This window comes from Microbacterium altimontanum (assembly GCF_058349865.2).
In genome coordinates, this window is sequence record NZ_JBYRJB020000002.1 from 166,185 (window position 1) to 186,919 (window position 20,735).

Consider the following 20,735-nt stretch of genomic DNA (forward strand, 5'->3'; position numbering starts at 1 on the left):
CATGCTGATCGATCGTGTCGAGACGTTCATGGTCGCGCCGCGCTGGCTGTTCGTGCGCATCGAGACCGACTCGGGCGTCGTCGGCTGGGGCGAGGCGTCGCTCGAAGGCCATTCCGCCGCGGTGCGGACCGTCGTCACGCAGTTCGCCGAGTACCTCGTCGGCCGCGATCCCCTCAGGATCGAGGACCACTGGCAGGTGCTCAGCAAGTCGGGGTTCTACCGCGGCGGCGCGGTGCTCGCGAGCGCCGTCGCCGGCATCGACCAGGCGCTGTGGGACATCGCCGGCCGTCACCTCGACGTGCCGGTGCACCAGCTGCTCGGCGGCGCCGTGCGCAACCGCGTCCGAGCGTACGGCTGGGTGGGGGGCGACGATCCGTCGGAGATCGCCGACGCCATCCAGGCGCAGATCGAGGTCGGGCTCACCGCGGTGAAGATGAACGCCAGCGGGCGGATGAGTCGCAACGGCTCGGTCGCCGAACTGGATGCCGTGGTCCAGCGCGTGGCCGCCGCCCGGGACGTGCTCGGCCCCACCCGCGACATCGCCGTCGACTTCCACGGCCGATTCACGCTGGCGACGACCCGGCGGGTCGCACCGCTGCTCGAGCCGTTCCATCCGTTCTTCCTGGAAGAGCCGGTGGTTCCCGAGAACTCGCATGTCATCGGGGCGCTCGTCAGCGCGACGACGATCCCGGTGGCCACCGGCGAGCGCCTGTACAGCCGGCAGGAGTTCCTCCCCGTGCTGCAGGCCGGCATCGCGGTGGCGCAGCCCGACCTCTCGCACGCGGGCGGGATCAGCGAGGTGCGCCGCATCGCGTCGCTGGCCGAGGCGTACGACGTCCAGCTCGCACCGCACTGCCCGCTCGGGCCGATCGCCCTCGCGTCCTGCCTCCAGGTGGGGTTCGCGACGCCGAACTACCTCATCCAGGAGCAGAGCATCGGCATCCACTACAACGAGGGCGCAGAGGTGCTGGACTACGTGCTCGACAAGGAGCCGCTGAAGTTCGTCGACGGCGCCATCGAGCGCCTGACCGGTCCCGGGCTCGGGATCGAGATCGACGAGGCGGCCGTGCGCGAAGCCGACAGCCGCGGACACGAGTGGCGGTCGCCGATCTGGCGGCACGCCGACGGATCGCTGGCGGAATGGTGAGGAAGGACCACTCATGAAGATCGAACGGGCCGAAGTCATCGTCACGAGCCCCGACCGCAACTTCGTGACGCTGAAGCTGACGACCGACGACGGGCTGACCGGTCTCGGCGACGCGACGCTGAACGGTCGCGAACTCGCTGTCGTCGCGTACCTCTCGGAGCATGTCGTCCCGCTCCTGATCGGGCGTGACGCGCACCGCATCGAGGACACCTGGCAGTTCCTGTATCGCTCGGCGTACTGGCGTCGCGGCCCGGTCACGATGGCGGCGATCGCCGCGGTGGACATGGCGCTGTGGGACATCAAGGGCAAGGCAGCGGGGCTGCCGGTGTACCAGTTGCTGGGCGGCGCATCTCGCAACGGGCTGCTGGCCTACGGGCACGCGTCGGGGAAGAGCATCGAGGAGCTGTTCGACTCGATCCGCTCGTATCAGGAGCAGGGGTACCGCGCCATCCGCGTCCAGACGGGGGTGCCGGGACTGAAGTCGATCTACGGCATCGCGTCGAATGCGACGTTCGAGGCGAACGCGGGCGTGCGGTACGACTACGAGCCGGCGCAGCGCGGCGCGCGGCCGAGCGAGGAGGATTGGGACACCCGGTCGTACCTGCGGCATGTGCCGACGGTGTTCGAGGCGGTGCGGGGCGAGTTCGGACCGGAGCTGCCGCTGCTGCACGACGGGCATCACCGGATGACGCCGATCCAGGCGGCACAGCTCGGCAAGTCGCTCGAGCCCTACGACCTGTTCTGGCTCGAGGACTGCACGCCGGCCGAGAACCAGGAGGCGCTGCGGCTCGTGCGCCAGCACACCACGACGCCGCTCGCCATCGGCGAGATCTTCAACACGGTGTGGGACTACCAGCAGATCATCCGGGAGCAGCTCATCGACTACGTGCGGTCGGCGGTGACCCACACCGGCGGCATCACCCACCTGAAGAAGGTGCTGGACTACGCATCCCAGTACCAGATCAAGTCGGGGATGCACGGACCGACCGACATCTCGCCCGTCGGCATGGCCGCGGCGATGCATCTCGGCCTCGCGATCCACAACTTCGGCATCCAGGAGTACATGAAGCACGGGGCGAAGACGGATCAGGTCTTCGAGCAGTCGTTCACGTGGGAGAACGGGATGCTGCATCCCGGCGACAAGCCGGGCCTCGGCGTCGAGCTGAACACCGACGAGGCGGGCAAGTACCCGTATGTGCAAGCGTATCTGCCGTACAACCGGCTCGCCGACGGCACCGTACACGACTGGTGATCATCCGCGATGCGGCGGCGGCGCCGCTGATCGTGGTGCTCGGCGTCTGCGGGGCCGGCAAGAGCACCATCGGCGCGGCGCTCGCGGAGGCCCTGGGCGTGCCGTTCGGCGACGCCGATTCGCTCCACTCGGCGATCAACGTGGCCAAGATGGCGGCGGGGACGCCGCTCGACGATGAGGATCGCCGGCCGTGGCTGGCGCGGGTGGGCGGCGAACTCGCCGCCCATGCCGACACCGGGATGGTGATGGCGTGCTCGGCGCTCAAGCGCGCCTACCGTGACGCCATCCGCGCTCATGCGCCCGACGTTCGGCTCGTGCAGCTGCACGCTCGGCGCGGCGTGCTGGCGGCGCGTGTCGCCGGGCGCGCCGATCACTTCATGCCGCTGAGCCTTCTCGACTCGCAGCTGGCCGCGTTCGAACCCCTGGCCGCGGACGAGGCCGGAGTCGCGATGGATGTCGAGCGGCCGCCCGCCGGGATCGTGACGGATCTGGTGGCGGCGTTCGCCGGGCGGTCGTTCCGGGGTGGTCAGGCGACGCCCCGCACATGACGCCCAGCCGCACCCGCCTGCCGGTCGGTGCGGGCAGGCGCCGTCAGGAGGTCGAACTCACTCGTCGGAGACGGCGCTGCTGACGTCGGTCGGCGCGTCGAACGAGTCGCCGTCCGCGTTCTCCAGCGCCGAGATGAGATCGTCCGGGGCGCCGTTCTTGCGGGCGGCCTGAACGAGGTCGTCCTTGCTGGCGGGGTAGTCGACGCCGCCGAGGTACTTCTGCAGTTCAATCGCGGTGACCATGCGTCCTCCAGTGATCGTTGGAATGTCGCATCACGCTAAGGCGACGGGCGCGACCGCGGCGAAGGGGTTGACAAGCATCCCCTCCGCCGCGACCGAGCGTCAACTGGCCGTCGCAGCGCGCTTCGGCAACACCCAGTTCGGGCGGGCGAAGTGGCAGGTGTACCCGTTCGGATAGGTGATGAGGTAGTCCTGGTGCTCGGGCTCCGCCTCCCAGAAGGGGCCGGCGGGCTCGATCGTCGTGACCGCCTTCGCGGGCCACAGTCCCGACGCATCCACGTCGGCGATGGTGTCGCGCGCGACCTTCTCCTGCTCGGGCGAGAGCGGGAAGATCGCCGAGCGGTAGCTCGATCCGACGTCGTTTCCTTGACGGTTGAGGGTCGACGGGTCGTGGATCTGGAAGAAGAAGGCGAGGATGTCGCGGTAGGTCGTCTTCGTCGGGTCGAACACGATCTCCACGGCCTCGGCGTGGCCGGGGTGGTTGCGGTAGGTCGCGTGGTCGTTCTCGCCGCCGGTGTAGCCGACGCGCGTGTCGAGCACGCCGGGCTGGCGGCGGATGAGGTCTTCCATCCCCCAGAAGCAGCCGCCGGCGAGGACCGCGGTCTCCGTTCCGGGTTCGCGGCGGATCTGTCCGGTGTCGCTGGCTCCGCTCGTCATGGTCGTCTCCTCCTGTGTCGTGGCGTCGTCTGACACCAGTCTCCTCTTCGCGCTCCGATGCGGGGGCGTCATCACTGACAACACCGCGAATGTGCATTTTGGTCCCGGCCAGGATGACGGGCTCGGCGAGGACCGCTCGTCACGTCGATCTGCGGTACCGAATGTGGGTGGCGAGCGGCGAATGCAGCGCCTCCACCGGCTCGAACCCGAACGAATCGACGTCGTCGAAGATCCGCTCCCCCGATCCGAGCAGGACGGGTGCGATGTCGAGGGTGAGCTCGTCGATCACGCCTGCCGTGAGCGCCTGGCGGACGGTGGAGGCTCCCCCGGCGATGTCCACGCCGCTGTCGCCGGCGACCTCGCGGGCGCGCGCGTAGGCCGCGTCGAAGCCGGCGGTGACGAAATGGAAGGTCGTGCCGCCCTCCATCTCGATCGGCTCGTGGGCGTGATGCGTGAGCACGAACACCGGCGCGTGGTACGGCGGCTCGGTGCCCCACCATCCGCGCCAGTCCTCATCCCACTCGCCGCGGATCGGCCCGAACATGTTGCGGCCCATGATGTAGGCGCCTCGCGGTCGCATCAGCCACTCCGCCGCGAGCTCGTCTGCGTCGTTGGCGCGCTCGTCGCCGAGGTGCCACGCGTGCAGCTCGTGGCCGCGCTTCCCGAGCGGATGGTCGCGGCTCTGCTCTGGTCCGGCGACGAAGCCGTCGAGCGAGATCGACATGTGGCAGGTGGTGTCATTCATCGCTCTTCTTCCCCCGTGCGCTGAGTACGTCGGCGGCGTCCATCGCTACAGACTACGCGCGGGCCGCGACATCCTCGTTCCAACCGCCCGCCGTCAGGCCGTCACGACAACGGGCCAGGTACGCAGCCTCTGCTGTGTTCCCTGCGAGTTGAATGGCTCGCGTGTAAGCAGCGTAGGACTGCTGATCGAGTCCGAGGCGGCGGAGGAGGTCGGCGCGAGCCGCATGATAAGCGTGGTACCCATCCAGGACATCCGCCTGTGTGTCGAGGCCGGCGAGGGCGACCCCAGCGCCCTCGACTTCGGCGAGGGCGATGGACCTGTTGAGAGTGACGATGGGCGAAGGATCGATGCGAGCGAGCTCGTTGTAGAGAGCGAGGATTTGCGACCAGTCAGTGTCGCGGACGTGTGGGGCGGAGGTGTGTACGGCTGAGATCGCGGCGAGGATCTGATAGCGCCCTGGAGCGGACCCGGCCGCTGCCGCTGCAAGGCGCTCCCGGACCAGCCGGTGGCCTTCGGCGATCAGCTGTGAATCCCAGGACGCCCGGCTCTGTTCGGCGAGCGGGACAAGTTCGCCATTCGAGAGCCGTGATGCTGATCGAGCATGCGTGAGCAGCATCATCGCGAGCAGGCCGGTCACCTCTCCGTCGTGCGGCAGGAGCTCATGGAGGAGGCGAGTGAGGCGAATCGACTCGGCCATCATTCCGGGACGAATGGGATCAGCGTCGCACCCGGTCGCCAGGTAGCCCTCGTTGAACAGGAGGTAGAGCACAGCCAGCACACCCGCGGTCCGAGTCGGCAGATCCTCCGAAGACGGCACGCGGTACGGGATTCCGGCTGCCTTGATCTTCGTCTTCGCCCGGGTGATCCGTCGACCCATAGCGCTCTCCCCCACAAGGAATGCGCGGGCGATCTCGGGCATCGTGAGCCCGCCGACCATGCGGAGGGTGAGCGCGACCCGCGACTCCATCGCGAGCGCGGGATGGCAGCAGGTGAAGATCAATCGGAGCCGGTCGTCGTCGACGGCGCCGACCGGCTCCGCTGGTTCGTCGGCCTGCAGAAGGAAGGCGTCGAGGTGCTTGCCGTCGCGCTTGCGTTCACGACGGATGCGGTCGATGGCGGTGCGGTTCGCGGTCGTGGTGAGCCATCCACCGGGGTTGGGCGGCGTGCCGTCAGCAGGCCATCGCTCGACGGCGGTCGCGAACGCCTCGGCCACGGCGTCTTCGGCGATGTCAAGGTCGCCGAATCGCTTCGTGAGGGAGGCGACCATCCGCGCCCACTCCTCACGGTGGGTTCGGGTGATCACCTCGCCGACGACGCTCACAGGAACGGCCGTACCTCGACCTTGCGGTCGCAGATCTTCGAGGCCTCCGCCGCGAGCCTGAGTGCCACGTCCAGGTCGGCTGCCTCCCACACCCAGACGCCTGCGAGGTACTCCTTCGATTCCACAAAGGGCCCGTCGCTGAACACCACCCCGTCGCCGCGGTTGTCGACGACGGTGGCTGCGTCGGTGTCGGCGAGCCCGCCGGCGAACACCCAATACCCGTCGGCGATCAGTCGTTCGTTGAATGCGCTGATGGCCGGCCTTCGGTCGGTGCTGCCCGGGTTGGCCTTGTCATCGATCACGGAAACCAGGTACTGCATGTGACACCCCTCTCGTGGTGCGGTGGAGCGGGTCTTAGGCCGCGTACTGCGGGCGTCCAGCGGGTCGGAATGACTGGATCGTGACGCCCTTCGAGTCGACGCGCGATTCGACGAGGTCGAGCGCCAGGTCGCGACCCGTCTGCGGGAACAGTCTGGCACCCTGGCCGACGATGACCGGGATCACGATCAACGTCATCTCGTCGATGAGATCGTTCTCCAGCAGCCAGCGGATCAGTGCACCGCTGCCATGCACCTGCACCTCGCCGCCCGGCATGGCCTTCAGATCCCGGATGGCCGATGCGAGATCATCCCGAAGCACCGATGTGCCGTTCCAGCGCGGGGCGGTGAGCGTCGTTGACGCAACGTACTTCGGGGCATTGTTCAGGGCGATACCGATGGGATGAGCACGCATCTGGTCGACGGCGCCCCAGCTTCCGGCGAACAGCTCATACGTCCGCCGGCCGAACAGGAACGCGTCGGCCTGTTGGAAAGTGTGGGTGATCAGGGCCCGCGTGTCGTCGTCGCCCTTTCCGAGCGCCCATCCGCCGCGGTCGAACCCGTTACTCCGGTCATCCGATGCAGAGCCGTTTCCCTGCATCACGCCGTCCACCGTCACCTGCGTCATGGTCGTCAGCTTCATATCCGTCCTTCCCTTGCCTCCGTGCCGCAGCTCATCAGCGGCCTCACTATCGCTACGAACAGGACGCCGCGGATCGGACACTCTCACCCAATGCCATTTGGTTTGTCACCCGGGCCGTTCGGGTGTGCAAGGTCGTACGCGCGCCAGACTTTGGCCGGCACCACCATGCGCCAGGCGTCGACGACCAGCTCGCGGGCTTGAGAAGGCTCCAGCGAGGCCATGTCCGCCTGCACCCAGTTGAAGCGCAGGTCGGATGGAGATGGCATCTGGAACGTGCGAGGGTCGCCTCCGACCAGGGCCGACCGCTCCTCCTTCGGGAAGGCGAATCCCATGATGCTCTCGTCAAGCGAGAACGCCACATAGACCAGTTGTCCGACACGGAACTTGAGCCTCCCATGCACGTACACCTGATACGAGCGCTCCAGCTCGGCTCCGAGCGCGAGAACGTCCTGCAGGACCGCCATGACAAACTCCTCGTTGACGGAGCAGCCGACCACGGGAGCGGGATCGCAACTGCTGGACGAGACACTCTAGTGACTCGCGCCGACCTCCTGCGTTCACCGGCCTCGCGCGGGTGCCGCTGGACCGCGGGTATCGGCGTCCCGCGAGTGACGGCATCGCGCGAGCGCAGCACATCACGCCGGGCGAGCACGCTTCGCGAGGACGACACCTGAAACGAGCGCGTCGGCTTGGTTGCTGTAACTTATTGGCGTGGGCGCCAATAACTCCGAAGGCCGCGACGCTGCCGGTCGCCGCGTACGCCGCCGGCTCACTCCTGAACGCTCGCGCCGGGAGATCCTGGATGCCGCCACCGCGCTGGTCGCGGAACATGGGCCCGATACCGTCACGCTCGCCGGGGTGGCGGCGGAAGCGGGAGTGACCCGGGGCCTCGTGAGCCACTACTTCGGCACGCATCGTGCATTGATGCACGAGGTGCTGCGGCAAGAGGACGCTCGCCACCGTGAGCGGGTGAGCTCCCGTGTCTCGGACGACTCCGGGGTCCCTTACGCCGCTCGCATGCTGGATGTCGTGTTCGCCGCGCTCGCCGACGAGCGTTACGTGCGGCTGTGGGCATGGTCTGCCTTGCATCCGGAGCATGGCACGCTCGCCACCGACGGGCTCGCCGGAATCGCGGACATGATGGAGGCGGGTCTGCGTGCGGCGCTTCCGGCCGAGCGGGTACCGTCGCGCGACCGAGTCGAGGCGGTCCTGCTCCTCGGTCTCTCCGGTGCCTATGGCTACGCGCTCGGCGGCACGTCATGGCAACGCGCGCTCGGCCACGACCCCGACGATCCCGAGCGCACCACGAGGTTCCGGGCCGTGCTCTCATCCGTCGTGGCGGCGTACCTCATGGGACAGGATGCCGCCTGATGAGCACGACGATCCTGAACTCCGTCCCGCCGCAGGTTCTCGTCGGCCTGGTCACCCTCACGGTGGTCGTCCTCACCCGGTTGCGACCGCGTGCCGCGGGGGTCGGACGACTGCTGACGGCGCCGGTCATCGTCACGCTGGTCGGTGCGTTCCTTCTCGTGCCGTGGCTCGGGGTTGCGGCGCGGGGAGACGCGGGCGCCACGATCGGGGTTGCGGTCGCCGACCTCGTGCTCACCGTCGGCCTCGGTGCCGCGCGCGGGGCCACGGTGGAAGTCGGCGCCGATGCGACGGGAACGGTGCGGTACCGGTACACCTGGCTCACCGTCGCGCTCTGGGCAGTCTCGGTGGTGCTGCGCTTCGCGCTCGCGAACGCCGGAGCCGGCCTGGGCGCGTCACCGGCCGTCACCGAAGGCAACGTGATGCTCGCCCTCGGGGTGGCTCTCCTCACCCAGAACCTCGTCGTGCTCCACACCGCCACGCGGGCAGGGCGCCACCCGACCCCGCCGCCCGCCATGCGACCGGTGGAGTCCTCGCCGCGTGCGGACTCCGGAGGCGCCAGCAACAATCCGCCCGGCCGGCCGATTAGGGTGAGGCACGAACCGCCCGAGAGTGCCGAGGAGGGAATGCAGATGGACAGGGCCACGGAGTTCCCGGCCTCCACGGGGAGGGTGGCTCCCCGTTCGCTGGCCGCCGCCGGCATCACCCGTTACGAACAGCTCGCCGAGCGCACGGAGCGCGAGATCCTGACCATCCATGGCGTCGGCCCGAAGGCGATCCGCATCCTCGAGGAAGAGCTTCGCCGTCGAGGCATGAGCTTTCGCGAAGGTTGAGGCCCGGGGGCTCCGGTGACGCTCTCGCTCTCGCTCTCGGTGATCTCGCCGGATCGCGGCACGCTGGGGTAAGAGAAGCGCGGTCGGCCATCGTCGTCGTGGTAAGCAGAGAAGGTACGAGCCGATCTCACGGGAACGGGGACCCGATGACCTCAGCATCCAGCACGGACTCGATCGCGGAGTTCGCCGCCGCGTTGCGGGCGCTGCGTCTCGACGCGGAGAGCCCGACGTTGACCAAGCTGCAGCATGACACCGGTATTTCGCGCAGCGTGCTCTCCGAGGCGTTCGCCGGCAAGCGGCTGCCGTCCGCGCGCACGGTCGACCGTATCGTTCGCGCGCTCGATGGGGACAGCGCGGGGTGGGTGCGGCGGCGGGATGGACTGGCGGCGACGCTCACCGAGCCGGAGAGCACCGTGAACGACAGCGCGCCAGCGAGGACTGCGCCGAGCGCGTGGCCGCGCCGGACCGCTCTGCTCGGGGCAGCCGGCGCGTTCGGGGTGGGGATCCTGCTGGCGGGTGGCGTGAGCTGGGCGGTGGCGAGCACCGTCGTGGAGCAGGCGAAGACGAGCGCTGCTCAAACCGTGCGGGATGAGCTCGCCAACGCCTCGGTGAACCCGCGGGCGCAGATCAACGTCCACAACGGGGTGGATCCGGCCTTGACCGAGTGTGTGAACGACGCCGAGGTCGCCACCTCGTCGCCGCGCACGAACGACACGCTCCTCGAGATCATCTGGTCGAACAAGTGCTACGCCGGCTGGGCGAGGATCACCCGGTACGACGAGAAGTTCTCGGGCAACTCCATGACCGTCGCCATCTATCCCGAGACCGCGGCTCAGGGTCCCGATCGTCAGTCGGCCACAGAGCCGAACGTGCAGAGCGCGTACACGACGCTGGTAGTGCGTCCAACGCCGCAGACCCGGCTGTGCGCGGTCGGCGTCATCACTCTGCAGGGGAAGAGCATCGACCTCGGTGAGCCGCTGTGCACCTGATCGCCGAAAGTTCCGGATAGTTCGGATCGGGCGTTCTCGAACCCGAAGTGTCCGATGCGGTTGCTTGAATGGCGCAGGGGAAAGCGCCTGCCTGGCGGCAAGTACTGGGGCGTGCCACCAGGCAGGCGGTCCTCAGCGGAGTGGGTCTCCCGGCGGCGGGGCGACGCGCCGCGTGCGGCAGGATCGGCTCACGATCCCGCTCGACGGTTCGACGGATGGATGCTCGGTCGATCGTCACGGCTGCCACGACCGCCGCCAGGCTCAACTCGATTCGTTCGGGATCGCCCACCAGAGCACGAGGTAGATGAGCACACCTGGGCCGAAGACCGCGGCGAGCACCGCACACAGCCGGACCGCCATCACGTCGATGCCGAGCCGAGCCGCGAATGCAGCGCACACCCCGGCGGCCCAACGGCCCGCCAACGGTCGTTCCATCCGTCGCACGGGTGGCGCTTGCGCGGCGAGGTCATTTCCGGTCATGTGGTCGAGCGTGGTGCATCGGCCGGTTGTCCGCAAGCAGTGCGAACCCGGTCGACTCGAAGCATCACCACCAACCTCTTCTCAGTCGACGGACCAGTCCCGACCGAAGCGGCCGAATCGCCAGCCCGGCGTCGCTCTCACTTGCCCGGAGCCTGCTCGTCCTCTTCCGGTTCGAAGGTCGACGGCTCGCCGGTGTGCCCGGCGGCGACACCATCGGGGCTGGGCGGAATCGTGCCATCCCGCCCCAGGCCACCGCTCTTCTCCTCACCCTCGTCGTCCTGCCTCGGGCGGTCGTCCCGCGTGTCGCTCAAGATTCCTCCTGGCCCGTGACGTGATGTGCGGCCACGGCAGTTCAGGGTCGGGGGGCATACATCGCGCTTGCCTCGGCAAAGGAAGAATGGTACGCCGATCGCGCGCCACGGGAGCCGCTCGTCCGGGCTCACCGAGGATGCCGCAACCATCGCCTGACTGATGCACGCGGCCACAGCGCCCGCCGATGCACACCGCGTTAGACTCCGGCTTTCGCCAGACGCTGCGCCCAGGATCATCGTCTACCTGCCGGACCGGCCCCGGTAGTGCCCCGTGACCCAGCGGCGAACACGCCACTCCCCCGGCTCCCAGACGCGGTTCGCGGCCAGCCGGCCGATCGCGTGGCCGCCTTCGAAGCGAGGCAGGTTCCGATAGCTCAGGTCGTCCCGCTGAATCTGCTCAACGAACCCTTCGGCGAAGGACCCGATCCGTGTCGGCATGGCACGAAGCTGCGGTGTCACCATCGCTGTGGGGACTTCATCAATGGCACCCTGAACCGCTTCGGGGAGCATCCGCGACATCGTGCTGAGGTTCGTTGCGAAGACTCCGCGGGGGATGCCGAGCACATCAGCTGTTCGCATCAGATTGCGGCTGGTGATCTTGCGGTACGCGCGCTCTTTGCCGTACTTCACAGCCGCACTGGACCGGTACTTGACTCGATCTTCCGGCCAGATGCCGTGAGCCGAGATGAGGTCGTACGCGGGCGCGAGTCTGCTGGTGTTGCCGGCATGTAACAGACTGTGGTTCTTCGCATGCGCGTCGACGCCGGCGACCAGCAGGTTGAAGGCGAACAGCTGAGCGAACTCGAGCTTGTCTTCGACGCGATACGCCGGCGATGAGGCGGTGTCGACAAGCTCCACCATGTCAGCCATGGTCGGGCCGCCGTCCTCCTCGTACTTGCGTGACGGATAGACACTCAGCACTTGGCAAAAGTCCTCTTGGTGCACGCGGACGACCGTGCCATCTACAGCCAGCCTGCGGTCGAACCGTGTCGTGACGAACGCAGGCACCCCGTCGAAGTCGAGGATCTCGACCTTCGCTGCACGGATGCCGAGAGAGCGCGCAGTGCGCATCGTCACGAACTCCACGGCCTGGACGTGCTCATCCGTCTGGCCGGACGCGAGCACCATGCCGGGCTTCACTATGTGCGTGCTGGCCGCACGTCCGTTCGGCTCGAACCATCCTCCGTCGATCCGGGCGAGGGCAAACTTGCCCTGATTGCCGCCGAGCGAGAACCGACTCCCGTCATCGTCGGTGTCATCGACCCAGTGCTCCGGATCCTCCAGGATGGCGCGCACGCGTCGCGCGATGTCGCGCTCCGTGAGCGGGGACAGTTCGCCGGCATCCGAAGGAACCACGTTCTCGGGGACGACCTGGACAGAGCCGGGCGCGTCCTCTCCCATGTGCGCGAGCAGGCTGAATGGATCGATACGCCGCTCACCGAACTTCGCTGCCCATCGGCTGCGCACCTCTTCCGCGTCCGGGAGGAGGTTGGACAGCCATGGCATCACGACGTCCGGTCCGTGCCCGACGGCCGACTTCGGCATGCTCAACGACAGTGGCGTCGAGTCTCGGTCGGAGACGTACCCCGCGTTGTAGATGAACTCCACCTGGTCCTGCTCGCCACGCAGGAGCTGTCCCGCGAAGCGTCCATCCAGCCAGACATCGAGGACGTCAGCCATCACAGATCCTCGAACAGCTCGTCGAGGACATCAGAGCGCTTGCTCCGCTCCAGCGACACGGTGAACCCAAGAGCTGCGGCCACGTCTATCGCCGCGCTGAGCGAGGGATCCACCTTGCCCATCTCGAGGTCGTGCACCCAGCGCCTGCTCTTGCGCACAGCCTGTGCGAGGTCGTCCTGGGTGATGTTCGATTGCAGGCGCTGGCTTCGCACGAAGGCTGCGAAGCCAGCGCTCGATGGCATCTGCATGATCTGACCTCCCATGTGCAGGATACTTCTCAGTGTCTTCTATGGGAAAAATACTTCACATACAGCCAGATGGGAAGTATTCTTCCCGTGCTTGCTCGCCTCAAGGATCCGGGACCGCGTCTCGCGGGAAACGCCTGATGACGCTCGCACGCGTCGAGCCCTGACATGCCGCGTGTCATCACAACGCGCCGAACCCGATCATTGAGGGCGGTCGGAGCTCACCAGCGCACCACGCGCTCGGTGTCGGCCGGATATGGTTCTGCTGACATGTGCAGGAGTCCGACACCGCAGCAGAGTCGTTGGCCAAGAGCGCCATCACAGCGGCTGGCGCGGTCGCCGGCATTGATGGCGCTGAAGCCGTGACCGCCACCAAGGCCGCCCACGACGCCGTCGTCATCGAGACCGACAACAACACGGCCGACAACGGCGCCGACGAGCCCGACGCCGAGACCGACGTCGAGACCGTCGCCGCCGCGAAGACCGCCGCCGCTGCCGCCGCTGTCGCTGCCGAGCCCAAGTCGGCCGGAGGCCGTGCGATGTCAGTGACGGGAAGTACAGCGAAGAGGGTTCGCGGGGCCATCTCGGTGGTTCGTGGGGGCAGTTTAAGGACCCCCGCGATCCAGTGTTTCCATGGGTTCTGTGGGATATCGGATGGGTCGAACCCGCGTGAATGCGCGTCAGTGCGCAACGAGTTCGTAAACGTTGCCGTCGGGCGCCCGGAAGTGCTGCCATGTGGGTCCCGCCTCGCCGAGCAGCTCAACTCCTACAGCGCGCAGCTCTTCAACCGCGGCCGGCAGGTCGCGCACGGCGAAGCCGCCGACCGGCCCGGTCGTGAAGTGCTCTTTACCGAGGTAGTCGGGACCGAATACCTCGACGTTACGACCGTCGGGAAGCGTGAAGACCCAGAAGTCGGGCTCGCTGTGGGTGAGAGTCAGACCGAGTACCTTCTCGTAGAAGGCGGCCAGCTCATGACCATGCTCGGTGCGTGTGCCGACCCAGCCCAAGCCTGTGATGTCCATGGTTACAGTCTCGCGCAGGGCTATGGGCTTGGGCGCGGGCGTCGATTAGATCTGGCTGGCGGCGAGGAAGCCGACCACGAAAAGGTCCTGAGCCACGACTCGTTCGTAGACGATGTCGCGACTCAGGACCAATGGCGGTGACGGTGGGATTTGAACTCTTATCGCCCGTCAGCGGATGCCGGCTCAATCGGCAAGATCCGCGTGATTCCGCGGAGGTTGCTCACATGTGCGCACGCCCGAAAACACCGTTCCGCAGCTATTCCGTTACCGCCGCGTTACCGCTGATGCTGACCTGGTCACTGGTCCTCCAGCCCTTCGAGGGTGAGCTGGTCCGGCCCTCGCGACGCTCGGGAACCACGGCCATCACGTGTGTTGCCGCGACCGCCGGCCTTGGTTGGAAAAGCTGCACCACGTCCGTAGGTGACGCTCGGGCCACGTGTTGCCTCAGAGGTCTTGACAAGGATCTCCCGCTCAACGAGGTCGGCGAGTACGCGAGATGCGCCAACAGTGTCGAGGTCGAGGAGGATGCGCACCATCCTGGCGTTGATCGTTCCGGTTTCGTTGACGAGCTCGATGATCTTGCGATCGAGCTGGTCAGTCGTCCTACGACGATAGGTGACCGCGGACCCAAGCGCCGTGAGCGCATCTTCGCGGAGCCGATACTTCGGAAATGCCCGGCGCGCCGTCTCGCGCGTTGGTTCGAGGAGGCGAATCTCGTCGCCACTCAGTCGCGCGAGGACGGATTGCGCCTCTTCGATCACAGGTTTCTGGAGGAGCGGCATCAGTTCCTCAGCTCCCACGGTCTTCTTGGTGAGGAGAGTGAGGAGTATCACCATGGTGTCGGCGTCAGCGGCTTCTTCAGGCGGCAGCGTAGCAACGTATCTCGCCAGCGCAGTGTTCGGCGCTCCACCTAGAAGAGTCACCTCCACCCAAGTCGGGGCAGCGGTGTACCTCGGAGGTTCATGCCCGATGCGGGCCATCTCCGCGTACATCCGGTCGACACCGGATCCGGCCGTTTCAGCGAGACCCAGCATGCGCATGGCCCCCGCGAGGTTCGTGTTGCGGGTTCGCGACGACGTCGTCAGGACGTTGTCGACGCTGACGCCCGGCACGAACCCACCCGGCGAGGACACTCGTAGTTGCGTGACGGTGTGCTCGACCGCGGTGCGTTCCGTACTGAAGTACTCGCGGTGCATAAGTCCGTTGACCACTGCCTCGCGGACGGCTGCCTCTGGCAAGTCGGCGATGTGGAGTTGTTGACCTTTGCCGATGGACACGGGCGTGGTCTCAAGCCGCGCCTCAATCAGGTCGAACACCCGCTGCAATGCAATCACCAGCGGCCCGGCGAGCTGCTCATTTGCCGTCAGCTGACCGGCAGGAGTCCGTCGATACGTGTAGGAAATCAGGACGGTCTGTTCGTAAGCCCGGGTGAATAGCAGCGCCCCTGAGTTTGTCAGAGTTTGGTCCTCGAGGACTACTCCCAATGCGCGAAGCAGGTCGATGTCGCTGGCTTCGGCGAGACGCCGCTTCCCGAGGTCATTCGAACGGGCGAGCATTTCACGAGCGACTTGCATCGCCACCGGGTCGACGTCCGACGCCGACACCCCTGCGGGATGAACACTCCAGTCCCGCCCTGTCTTCTGCGCCGTGACCGCAGCAATCCGCTCGGTTGTCATCGGTAGACAACGGTCCGCAACCCGCTCGGTGGGGATCTTGCCGTTCGCACTGTGCACCTGGGTACTGCTCGCGACTGTGAGCACCAGAACATCGCCGTGTGCCGTGATTCGTCGCTCGGACTCCACCAGAAGCGGGGGCTGCGTGATCTCGTAGATCCGAAGACGCGTCTTGTCCGGATCCAGCTTGGTGCCGACGAACGCATCGGAGCCGGCGATTTTGTCGTCGACACCGACGACAAGGGTTCCCCCTGCAGCGTTCGCTAGACAAGCGGCCGCGTCGGCGATGTTGGCGAGGTCGTCCTTCACCGACCGCCCATCGGTCTTGAACTCGAGTTCGATCGACTCGCTGGCGGTCGCCGAATCAAGTCCGTCCGCGATCTTGGCGAGCACGCGATCCAATGCGTCCACGCGTCTCGACCTCCGTCCTTGAGTTCGTACTCGAGTTTACCCGAAGTTTTGCAGAACCCTACACAGTGAAGGGTTGCGCAAAACTATCGCAAAACTCGCTCTGTGTAGGCATGCGCGACGCGCCCGCGGTCCTGCCGCCTCCTGACTGCGACGCGAGTGACGCCGACCACTGGCTATCCAGCGCCACGGCGACGGGGCGATATCATCCTCGAAGAACTCCGCATACGTCAAGTGTCATGGCCGCACTCGCGTGCCCAAGCATGCAATGAACAGCCTTGACGCTGGCTCCGGCGATGATCACAAACGACGCGGCGGCGTGATGCAGGTCATGGGCTGACCCACGGCATGATCGGTGGCGCTTCCTCTCCCGGATACTTCGCCTCCGTGGCCGCCTCGGCATCCTCGGCCCGGATCCTCTTAGCGGCGCCCGCGAACCACCCCGAGACAGCGTTCCCCGGCCGGAGGTATCCCCCGAATTCCACTGACCAGAGCAGATCCTCAGGCGCCTTCGCCTTCGTCGCATCGCGCACGAACTTGCCCAAGGACGTGGGGTGGACCACCGCGCGCCGCTCATGCGTCTTTGGCGTGCCGACATGCACGTGTCCTCAACCACGTTGGACGGTGTCGACAGCACAGGGTATGAATGAAGCACCAACACCGACGTTGACTGGGGAACCATGAGCTACCGCAACAAGACGGGGCAGACCCCGAGTCCCTGGCACGACGACACCGCTCCTGCACGTGACTATGTCGCATTTCGCTCGGACCCTCAACCGGGTGACCAGCGACGCGATTGACGCTCTACGACGAGCAGCGAGCCCACCCGACGAAGCCGAAGAGGCGTAGACGGCCAGGCGGCCCAGAAATTCTGTTACCGCTGCGTTACCGCACGCCCGCCCCCGGACATGACAAAGGCCCCGGAACCCTTGATTTCTCAAGGATCTCGGGGCCTTCGACGCTGGCGGTGACGGTGGGATTTGAACCCACGGTAGGGGGTTACCCTACACAACTTTTCGAGAGTTGCACCTTCGGCCGCTCGGACACGTCACCGCGGACAAGTGTACGTGACGATGGGATGCCCCGCCAATCGGGCGCACGCTCTGCCCGACGACCGGCCCTTCGACTCGCTGCGCTCGCTCAGGGACCTGACTCGCGGTCACCCTTGCGCTCGCCCAGGGGCCTGGGCCGGGTCACCAGGCGGAGGCGACCTCGGCGTGCGTGCGGAGGATGCCCTCCGTCGTGCCCTCGGGGGCCCGCCCGATACCGCACTCGGTCGCCACGCCGAACTCCGGCACGTGCCGCTGCGCCACCGCGATGCGGCGCGCGGCCCCGGCCGCGCCATCCTCTCGATGCACCAGTCCGAGATACAGCTCCGCGTCGCCGATCTCGAGCCCGTCGAGCGGAGCGTAGTACGCGTCGTCGTCGCGCTCGATCGGCACCGGAAGGTGGATCCAGTCGATGCGCCGGTCCGCCGCGGCCACCAGCATGTTCGCGAACCGCACGAGGTTGCCGGCGTCCGTCGGCTCGACGAAGTGCTTCTCGGCGACGTCGCCATAACAGAGGTGGAATCCGACCTCGACATCCCCCGGCACCCGGTCGGCCTGCTCGGCCGAGCGCGACGTCAGCCCCTCCCAGACGTCGCCGTCCCACCACGGCTCAGCGCTGACGCCCTCGATCATGCCGAACTCCACGGCGTTGTCCCACTGGATCGCCAGATCCTCGTGCGGAATCGCGGCGAGGATCTCGTCGAGCTCCCGATACATCGCGGCCCGATACACCGGCTCGATCGCCGCGCGCTGCTCGGCTGGGAAGAACGCGCCGACCACCGCCAGCGGCGTCGGCAGCGACACCTGGAACCGGGTTCCCGCCGGGATCACGCCCTCGTCGCGCAGCCGCGTGAACACCGCGTACGAATCGATCGCCGCGCTCGCGTATCCGAGGGGCGGGAAGACGACGGATGCCGGGTCCACGCCGTCGGCGACACGCAGCGGCCGGGCATCCAGCATGCGCAGCATCCGCGACTCGTCGCCCACCCGCTCGATTCCCTCCGCCTGCCCCAGCACGTCGGGCTGGAACATGATCCAGTGGAACCGCGGCCCGCATTCGCCGTCGGGAATGCGCTTGAGGCGGTCACCGAGGATCTCGGCGGCGCGTCGCATGGTGGTCTCGGCGTCGTCGTAGTTGACGCTGCCGACGAGATGGGCGCCCTGAGGCTGGGTCATGATGGTGCCTTTTCTGCGGGTCTGCAAGAGACGGATGTCGCCTCCCACGCTACCCGCGGACGCGAGCTCGCTCCGCCCTGGCTGACCGCATCCGTCCCTGCGAGACTGAGCGCATGAGCGTCATCGAGAACTCGAAACTCACCGTCGTGGGCGCCGGCAGCGTCGGCTCGAGCACCGCCTACGCCGCCCTCATCCGCGGCTCGGCGCGCCACGTGGCCCTCTACGACATCGCCACAGACAAGGCCGAGGCCGAAGTGCTCGACCTCGCCCACGGCACGCAGTTCACCGGCGCGAGCGACATCGTCGGCGGCAGCGACCTCTCCGTCGTCGAGGGATCGCACGTCGTCGTGATCACCGCCGGCGCCAAGCAGGACCCGGGCCAGACGCGCATGGACCTCGCCGGCGTCAACGCCCGCATCATCAAGACGATGATGCCGCAGCTGCTGAAAGCGGCTCCCGACGCCATCTACGTCATCGTGACCAACCCGTGCGACGTGCTCACGGTCCTCGCGCAGGAGGCCACCGGCCTGCCACCGCAACGCCTCTTCGCATCCGGGACGGTGCTCGACACGTCGCGCCTGCGCTGGCTGCTCGCACAGCGCGCCGGCGTCTCGACGTCGAGCGTGCACGCGTACATCGTGGGCGAGCACGGCGACACCGAGTTCCCCCTCTGGTCGCGGGCCACGATCGGCACGGTGCCGATCCTCGACTGGCGGCCGACCGACAGCGATCCGTTCACTCCCGACGAGCTCGACACGATCGCGATCGACGTGCGGGATGCCGCGTACAAGGTCATCCGCGGAAAGGGTGCGACGAACTATGCCATCGGCCTGTCGAGCGCACGGATCGTGGAGGCCGTCCTCGGCGACGAGCACGCCGTGATGCCCGTCTCGACGGTGCTGCACGACTTCCACGGTGTCAGCGGCGTCGCCCTCTCCGTGCCGTCGATCGTCAACGCGACCGGAGCGACGCCGATTGCCGAGACGACGTTCTCGGAGCACGAGCTCGCGCTGTTCCACCATTCCGCAGAGGCACTGCGCGCCGTCGCGGACACGCTGCGCTGACGCGCAGCCCGGGCAAGCGGCGGCGCAGGTGCGGAGCGCGGAGCCTGCTGACGGAGGGACAACTCGGCGAACCGAGGGACAACTCGGCCAACCGAGGGGCAACTCGGCCAACCGCGGGGCAACTCGCGCCATGGGATGGGATGTCGCAGGGCGCGCATAGCCTTAAGGCATGGCCACGAAGCGACCCACGGCGTCCCCCTACCGGTGCACGGAGTGCGGGTGGACGACGCTCAAGTGGGTGGGCCGGTGCGGCGAATGCCAGCAGTGGGGCACTGTCGTGCAGGCCGCCGAGTCGACCGGCATCGCGACCCGCCGCGTGACCGCCACGGCCCCGGGAGCGGGGCGCGCCGCGCGCCCGATCACCATGATCGACACCTCCACGACGCCCCGACGCTCGAGCGGCATCGCGGAGTTCGACCGCGTCCTCGGCGGCGGGATCGTCCCCGGCGCCGCCATCCTGCTCTCCGGCGAACCCGGCGTCGGCAAGTCGACCCTGCTGCTGGAGGTCGCAGCGCAGTCGGCGCGGTCGGGCCGCCGCGTGCTCTACGCGAGCGGCGAGGAATCCACCGCGCAGGTACGGCTGCGCGCCGAGCGCACCGGTGCGCTGCACGACGAGCTGTACCTCGCCGCCGAGACCGACCTCGCCACGATCCTCGGGCACGTCGACGAGGTCGAACCAGACCTGCTCATCGTCGACTCCGTGCAGACGGTGTCCTCGAGCCTCTCCGACGGCCTCGCCGGGCACCCCGGCCAGGTCCGCGAGGTCGCGGCGACCCTCATCCGCGTCGCGAAGGAGCGGGCCCTGCCCGTCGTGATCGTCGGCCACGTGACGAAGGACGGCTCGATCGCCGGCCCGCGCATCCTCGAGCACCTCGTCGACGTCGTGTGCCACTTCGAGGGCGACCGGCAGACCGCCCTGCGGTTCCTCCGCACCCTGAAGAACAGGTTCGGCCCCACGGACGAGGTGGGATGCTTCGACATGACCGGCGCCGGCATCGAAGAGGTGCCCGACCCCAGCCGCCTGTTCCTCGGCAGTGGGAAGCCCGTCGCCGGCACCTGCATCACCGTCGCACTCGAGGGACGGCGCGCACTCCCGGTCGAAGTGCAGGCGCTCACGGTCCCGGCATCCGGCCCCAATCCGCGGCGCGTGGTGAGCGGCGTCGACTCGTCCCGGGTCGCCATGATCCTCGCGCTCATCGAGAAGCGCGCCGGAGTCGATCTGTCGAAGCACGACGTCTACGTCTCCACGGTGGGCGGCGTCCGGCTCGTGGAGCCGGCGGCCGACCTCGCGATCGCGATCGCGGTGGCCACGGCCCAGAGCGAGAAGGCGGTGCGGCACGATGTCGCGGCGATCGGCGAGCTGAGCCTGTCGGGTGAGATCCGTCCCGTCACGCAGGCCGCCCAGCGGCGGCAGGAAGCGGCCCGGCTCGGCTACCGCACCGTGATCGACGAGCGCGCCGAGTCGATCGGCCAGGCTCTCAACCGCGTCAGGGCGACGGCGATGGCGGCCGGACCGGAGGACGGCGTCCCCGGTTTCTGAGCCGGGTGGCACGGCGCAGCGAATCGC

22 protein-coding genes and 1 tRNA gene are annotated in these 20,735 nt (G+C 67.6%); 9 read left to right on the plus strand and 14 right to left on the minus strand.

From position 1 onward, the window contains the following. Position 1: 1 nt before the first annotated feature. Genes dgoD through AC3RX1_RS03015 form a run of 3 tightly spaced genes read left to right on the plus strand, consistent with a single transcriptional unit; the run spans position 2 to position 2,947 of the window. Positions 2-1,147, plus strand: a complete 1,146-nt coding sequence (gene dgoD / locus AC3RX1_RS03005; RefSeq protein ID WP_491499761.1) for a galactonate dehydratase — start codon at positions 2-4, stop codon at positions 1,145-1,147. Positions 1,148-1,160: 13 nt separating this feature from the next. Then, positions 1,161-2,399, plus strand: coding sequence for a D-mannonate dehydratase ManD (manD, locus tag AC3RX1_RS03010; protein ID WP_491499762.1), 1,239 nt, complete (start codon positions 1,161-1,163; stop codon positions 2,397-2,399). Next, positions 2,396-2,947 carry a gluconokinase gene (locus AC3RX1_RS03015; RefSeq protein WP_491499763.1) on the plus strand — a complete coding sequence of 184 codons (552 nt, stop codon included), beginning with the start codon at positions 2,396-2,398 and terminating at the stop codon, positions 2,945-2,947. The genes manD and AC3RX1_RS03015 overlap by 4 nt, the downstream gene beginning before the upstream one ends. 57 nt (positions 2,948-3,004) lie before the next feature. Here AC3RX1_RS03015 and AC3RX1_RS03020 read toward each other — a convergent pair whose 3' ends face one another. From AC3RX1_RS03020 to AC3RX1_RS03050, 7 genes are all read right to left on the minus strand, one after another. Then, positions 3,005-3,190, minus strand: a complete 186-nt coding sequence (locus AC3RX1_RS03020; protein WP_491499764.1) for a DUF2795 domain-containing protein — start codon at positions 3,188-3,190, stop codon at positions 3,005-3,007. Positions 3,191-3,289: 99 nt separating this feature from the next. Beyond that, complete coding sequence (msrA, locus tag AC3RX1_RS03025) at positions 3,290-3,844, minus strand: peptide-methionine (S)-S-oxide reductase MsrA (protein WP_491500084.1); 555 nt, start codon at positions 3,842-3,844, stop codon at positions 3,290-3,292. A gap of 139 nt (positions 3,845-3,983) precedes the next feature. Further along, on the minus strand, positions 3,984-4,589 hold the full coding sequence (locus AC3RX1_RS03030; protein ID WP_491499765.1) for a dihydrofolate reductase family protein: 606 nt from the start codon (positions 4,587-4,589) through the stop codon (positions 3,984-3,986). A gap of 52 nt (positions 4,590-4,641) precedes the next feature. Continuing rightward, positions 4,642-5,856, minus strand: a complete 1,215-nt coding sequence (locus AC3RX1_RS03035) for an RNA polymerase sigma factor (RefSeq protein ID WP_491500085.1) — start codon at positions 5,854-5,856, stop codon at positions 4,642-4,644. Between the two features lie 50 nt (positions 5,857-5,906). Beyond that, positions 5,907-6,230 (minus strand): YciI family protein, encoded by a 324-nt coding sequence (locus AC3RX1_RS03040; RefSeq protein WP_491499766.1) that lies wholly within the window; start codon positions 6,228-6,230, stop codon positions 5,907-5,909. Positions 6,231-6,264: 34 nt separating this feature from the next. Further along, the gene (locus AC3RX1_RS03045; RefSeq protein ID WP_491499767.1) at positions 6,265-6,951 is read right to left on the minus strand and encodes a dihydrofolate reductase family protein; all 687 of its coding nucleotides are present in this window, start codon (positions 6,949-6,951) and stop codon (positions 6,265-6,267) included. Between the two features lie 2 nt (positions 6,952-6,953). Beyond that, complete coding sequence (locus AC3RX1_RS03050; protein WP_491499768.1) at positions 6,954-7,334, minus strand: MmcQ/YjbR family DNA-binding protein; 381 nt, start codon at positions 7,332-7,334, stop codon at positions 6,954-6,956. A 247-nt stretch (positions 7,335-7,581) separates the two neighbouring features. On the opposite strand from AC3RX1_RS03050, the gene AC3RX1_RS03055 reads away from it, so the two are divergent. The 3 genes from AC3RX1_RS03055 to AC3RX1_RS03065 all read left to right on the plus strand — a co-directional run bounded on the left by AC3RX1_RS03055 (position 7,582) and on the right by AC3RX1_RS03065 (position 10,060). Beyond that, positions 7,582-8,241 carry a TetR/AcrR family transcriptional regulator gene (locus AC3RX1_RS03055; protein ID WP_491499769.1) on the plus strand — a complete coding sequence of 220 codons (660 nt, stop codon included), beginning with the start codon at positions 7,582-7,584 and terminating at the stop codon, positions 8,239-8,241. Beyond that, a complete protein-coding gene (locus AC3RX1_RS03060; RefSeq protein ID WP_491499770.1) occupies positions 8,241-9,071 on the plus strand; it encodes a helix-hairpin-helix domain-containing protein in 831 nt (276 codons plus the stop codon). Before AC3RX1_RS03055 ends, AC3RX1_RS03060 begins: the two co-directional genes overlap by 1 nt. A 146-nt stretch (positions 9,072-9,217) precedes the next feature. Continuing rightward, positions 9,218-10,060 (plus strand): DUF2690 domain-containing protein, encoded by an 843-nt coding sequence (locus AC3RX1_RS03065; RefSeq protein WP_491499771.1) that lies wholly within the window; start codon positions 9,218-9,220, stop codon positions 10,058-10,060. Between the two features lie 261 nt (positions 10,061-10,321). On the opposite strand, the gene AC3RX1_RS03070 is transcribed toward AC3RX1_RS03065, so the two are convergent. The 4 genes from AC3RX1_RS03070 to AC3RX1_RS03085 form a co-directional block, all read right to left on the minus strand. After that, the gene (locus tag AC3RX1_RS03070) at positions 10,322-10,540 is read right to left on the minus strand and encodes a PspC domain-containing protein (protein ID WP_491499772.1); all 219 of its coding nucleotides are present in this window, start codon (positions 10,538-10,540) and stop codon (positions 10,322-10,324) included. Positions 10,541-10,677: 137 nt separating this feature from the next. Beyond that, positions 10,678-10,851 carry a hypothetical protein gene (locus AC3RX1_RS03075; RefSeq protein WP_491499773.1) on the minus strand — a complete coding sequence of 58 codons (174 nt, stop codon included), beginning with the start codon at positions 10,849-10,851 and terminating at the stop codon, positions 10,678-10,680. Between the two features lie 240 nt (positions 10,852-11,091). Further along, a complete protein-coding gene (locus AC3RX1_RS03080; protein ID WP_491499774.1) occupies positions 11,092-12,531 on the minus strand; it encodes a type II toxin-antitoxin system HipA family toxin in 1,440 nt (479 codons plus the stop codon). Further along, on the minus strand, positions 12,531-12,794 hold the full coding sequence (locus tag AC3RX1_RS03085) for a helix-turn-helix transcriptional regulator (RefSeq protein ID WP_491499775.1): 264 nt from the start codon (positions 12,792-12,794) through the stop codon (positions 12,531-12,533). Before AC3RX1_RS03085 ends, AC3RX1_RS03080 begins: the two co-directional genes overlap by 1 nt. A 254-nt stretch (positions 12,795-13,048) precedes the next feature. Here AC3RX1_RS03085 and AC3RX1_RS03090 point away from each other — a divergent pair, with 254 nt between their 5' ends. Continuing rightward, the gene (locus AC3RX1_RS03090) at positions 13,049-13,939 is read left to right on the plus strand and encodes a hypothetical protein (protein WP_491499776.1); all 891 of its coding nucleotides are present in this window, start codon (positions 13,049-13,051) and stop codon (positions 13,937-13,939) included. A gap of 155 nt (positions 13,940-14,094) precedes the next feature. On the opposite strand, the gene AC3RX1_RS03095 is transcribed toward AC3RX1_RS03090, so the two are convergent. From AC3RX1_RS03095 to AC3RX1_RS03105, 3 genes are all read right to left on the minus strand, one after another. Beyond that, positions 14,095-15,882, minus strand: coding sequence for an RNA/DNA-binding domain-containing protein (locus AC3RX1_RS03095; protein WP_491499777.1), 1,788 nt, complete (start codon positions 15,880-15,882; stop codon positions 14,095-14,097). Positions 15,883-16,841: 959 nt separating this feature from the next. Further along, positions 16,842-16,932: transfer RNA gene (locus AC3RX1_RS03100), tRNA-Ser, on the minus strand. A 140-nt stretch (positions 16,933-17,072) separates the two neighbouring features. Then, entirely contained in the window at positions 17,073-18,104 is a 1,032-nt protein-coding gene (locus AC3RX1_RS03105) for a hypothetical protein (RefSeq protein WP_491499778.1), read from the minus strand. A gap of 113 nt (positions 18,105-18,217) precedes the next feature. Between AC3RX1_RS03105 and AC3RX1_RS03110 the strand changes: the two genes are divergently transcribed. Both AC3RX1_RS03110 and radA read left to right on the plus strand, forming a co-directional pair. Beyond that, positions 18,218-19,168 (plus strand): L-lactate dehydrogenase, encoded by a 951-nt coding sequence (locus AC3RX1_RS03110; protein WP_491499779.1) that lies wholly within the window; start codon positions 18,218-18,220, stop codon positions 19,166-19,168. 169 nt (positions 19,169-19,337) lie between these two features. Next, positions 19,338-20,708, plus strand: coding sequence for a DNA repair protein RadA (gene radA, locus AC3RX1_RS03115; RefSeq protein WP_491499780.1), 1,371 nt, complete (start codon positions 19,338-19,340; stop codon positions 20,706-20,708). The last annotated feature ends 27 nt before the right edge of the window (positions 20,709-20,735 follow it).

Bases quoted from the DNA above. Each gene is read 5' to 3' on its own strand.
- AC3RX1_RS03110 (WP_491499779.1), top strand. From the start codon at position 18,218: ATGAGCGTCATCGAGAACTCGAAACTCACCGTCGTGGGCGCCGGCAGC.
- AC3RX1_RS03060 (WP_491499770.1), top strand. From the start codon at position 8,241: ATGAGCACGACGATCCTGAACTCCGTCCCGCCGCAGGTTCTCGTCGGC.
- AC3RX1_RS03020 (WP_491499764.1), bottom strand. From the start codon at position 3,190: ATGGTCACCGCGATTGAACTGCAGAAGTACCTCGGCGGCGTCGACTAC.
- AC3RX1_RS03085 (WP_491499775.1), bottom strand. From the start codon at position 12,794: ATGGGAGGTCAGATCATGCAGATGCCATCGAGCGCTGGCTTCGCAGCC.
- AC3RX1_RS03105 (WP_491499778.1), bottom strand. From the start codon at position 18,104: ATGACCCAGCCTCAGGGCGCCCATCTCGTCGGCAGCGTCAACTACGAC.
- dgoD (WP_491499761.1), top strand. From the start codon at position 2: ATGCTGATCGATCGTGTCGAGACGTTCATGGTCGCGCCGCGCTGGCTG.
- manD (WP_491499762.1), top strand. From the start codon at position 1,161: ATGAAGATCGAACGGGCCGAAGTCATCGTCACGAGCCCCGACCGCAAC.
- AC3RX1_RS03080 (WP_491499774.1), bottom strand. From the start codon at position 12,531: ATGGCTGACGTCCTCGATGTCTGGCTGGATGGACGCTTCGCGGGACAG.
- msrA (WP_491500084.1), bottom strand. From the start codon at position 3,844: ATGACGAGCGGAGCCAGCGACACCGGACAGATCCGCCGCGAACCCGGA.
- AC3RX1_RS03040 (WP_491499766.1), bottom strand. From the start codon at position 6,230: ATGCAGTACCTGGTTTCCGTGATCGATGACAAGGCCAACCCGGGCAGC.
- AC3RX1_RS03050 (WP_491499768.1), bottom strand. From the start codon at position 7,334: ATGGCGGTCCTGCAGGACGTTCTCGCGCTCGGAGCCGAGCTGGAGCGC.
- AC3RX1_RS03035 (WP_491500085.1), bottom strand. From the start codon at position 5,856: ATGGTCGCCTCCCTCACGAAGCGATTCGGCGACCTTGACATCGCCGAA.
- AC3RX1_RS03070 (WP_491499772.1), bottom strand. From the start codon at position 10,540: ATGACCGGAAATGACCTCGCCGCGCAAGCGCCACCCGTGCGACGGATG.
- AC3RX1_RS03030 (WP_491499765.1), bottom strand. From the start codon at position 4,589: ATGAATGACACCACCTGCCACATGTCGATCTCGCTCGACGGCTTCGTC.
- radA (WP_491499780.1), top strand. From the start codon at position 19,338: ATGGCCACGAAGCGACCCACGGCGTCCCCCTACCGGTGCACGGAGTGC.
- AC3RX1_RS03065 (WP_491499771.1), top strand. From the start codon at position 9,218: ATGACCTCAGCATCCAGCACGGACTCGATCGCGGAGTTCGCCGCCGCG.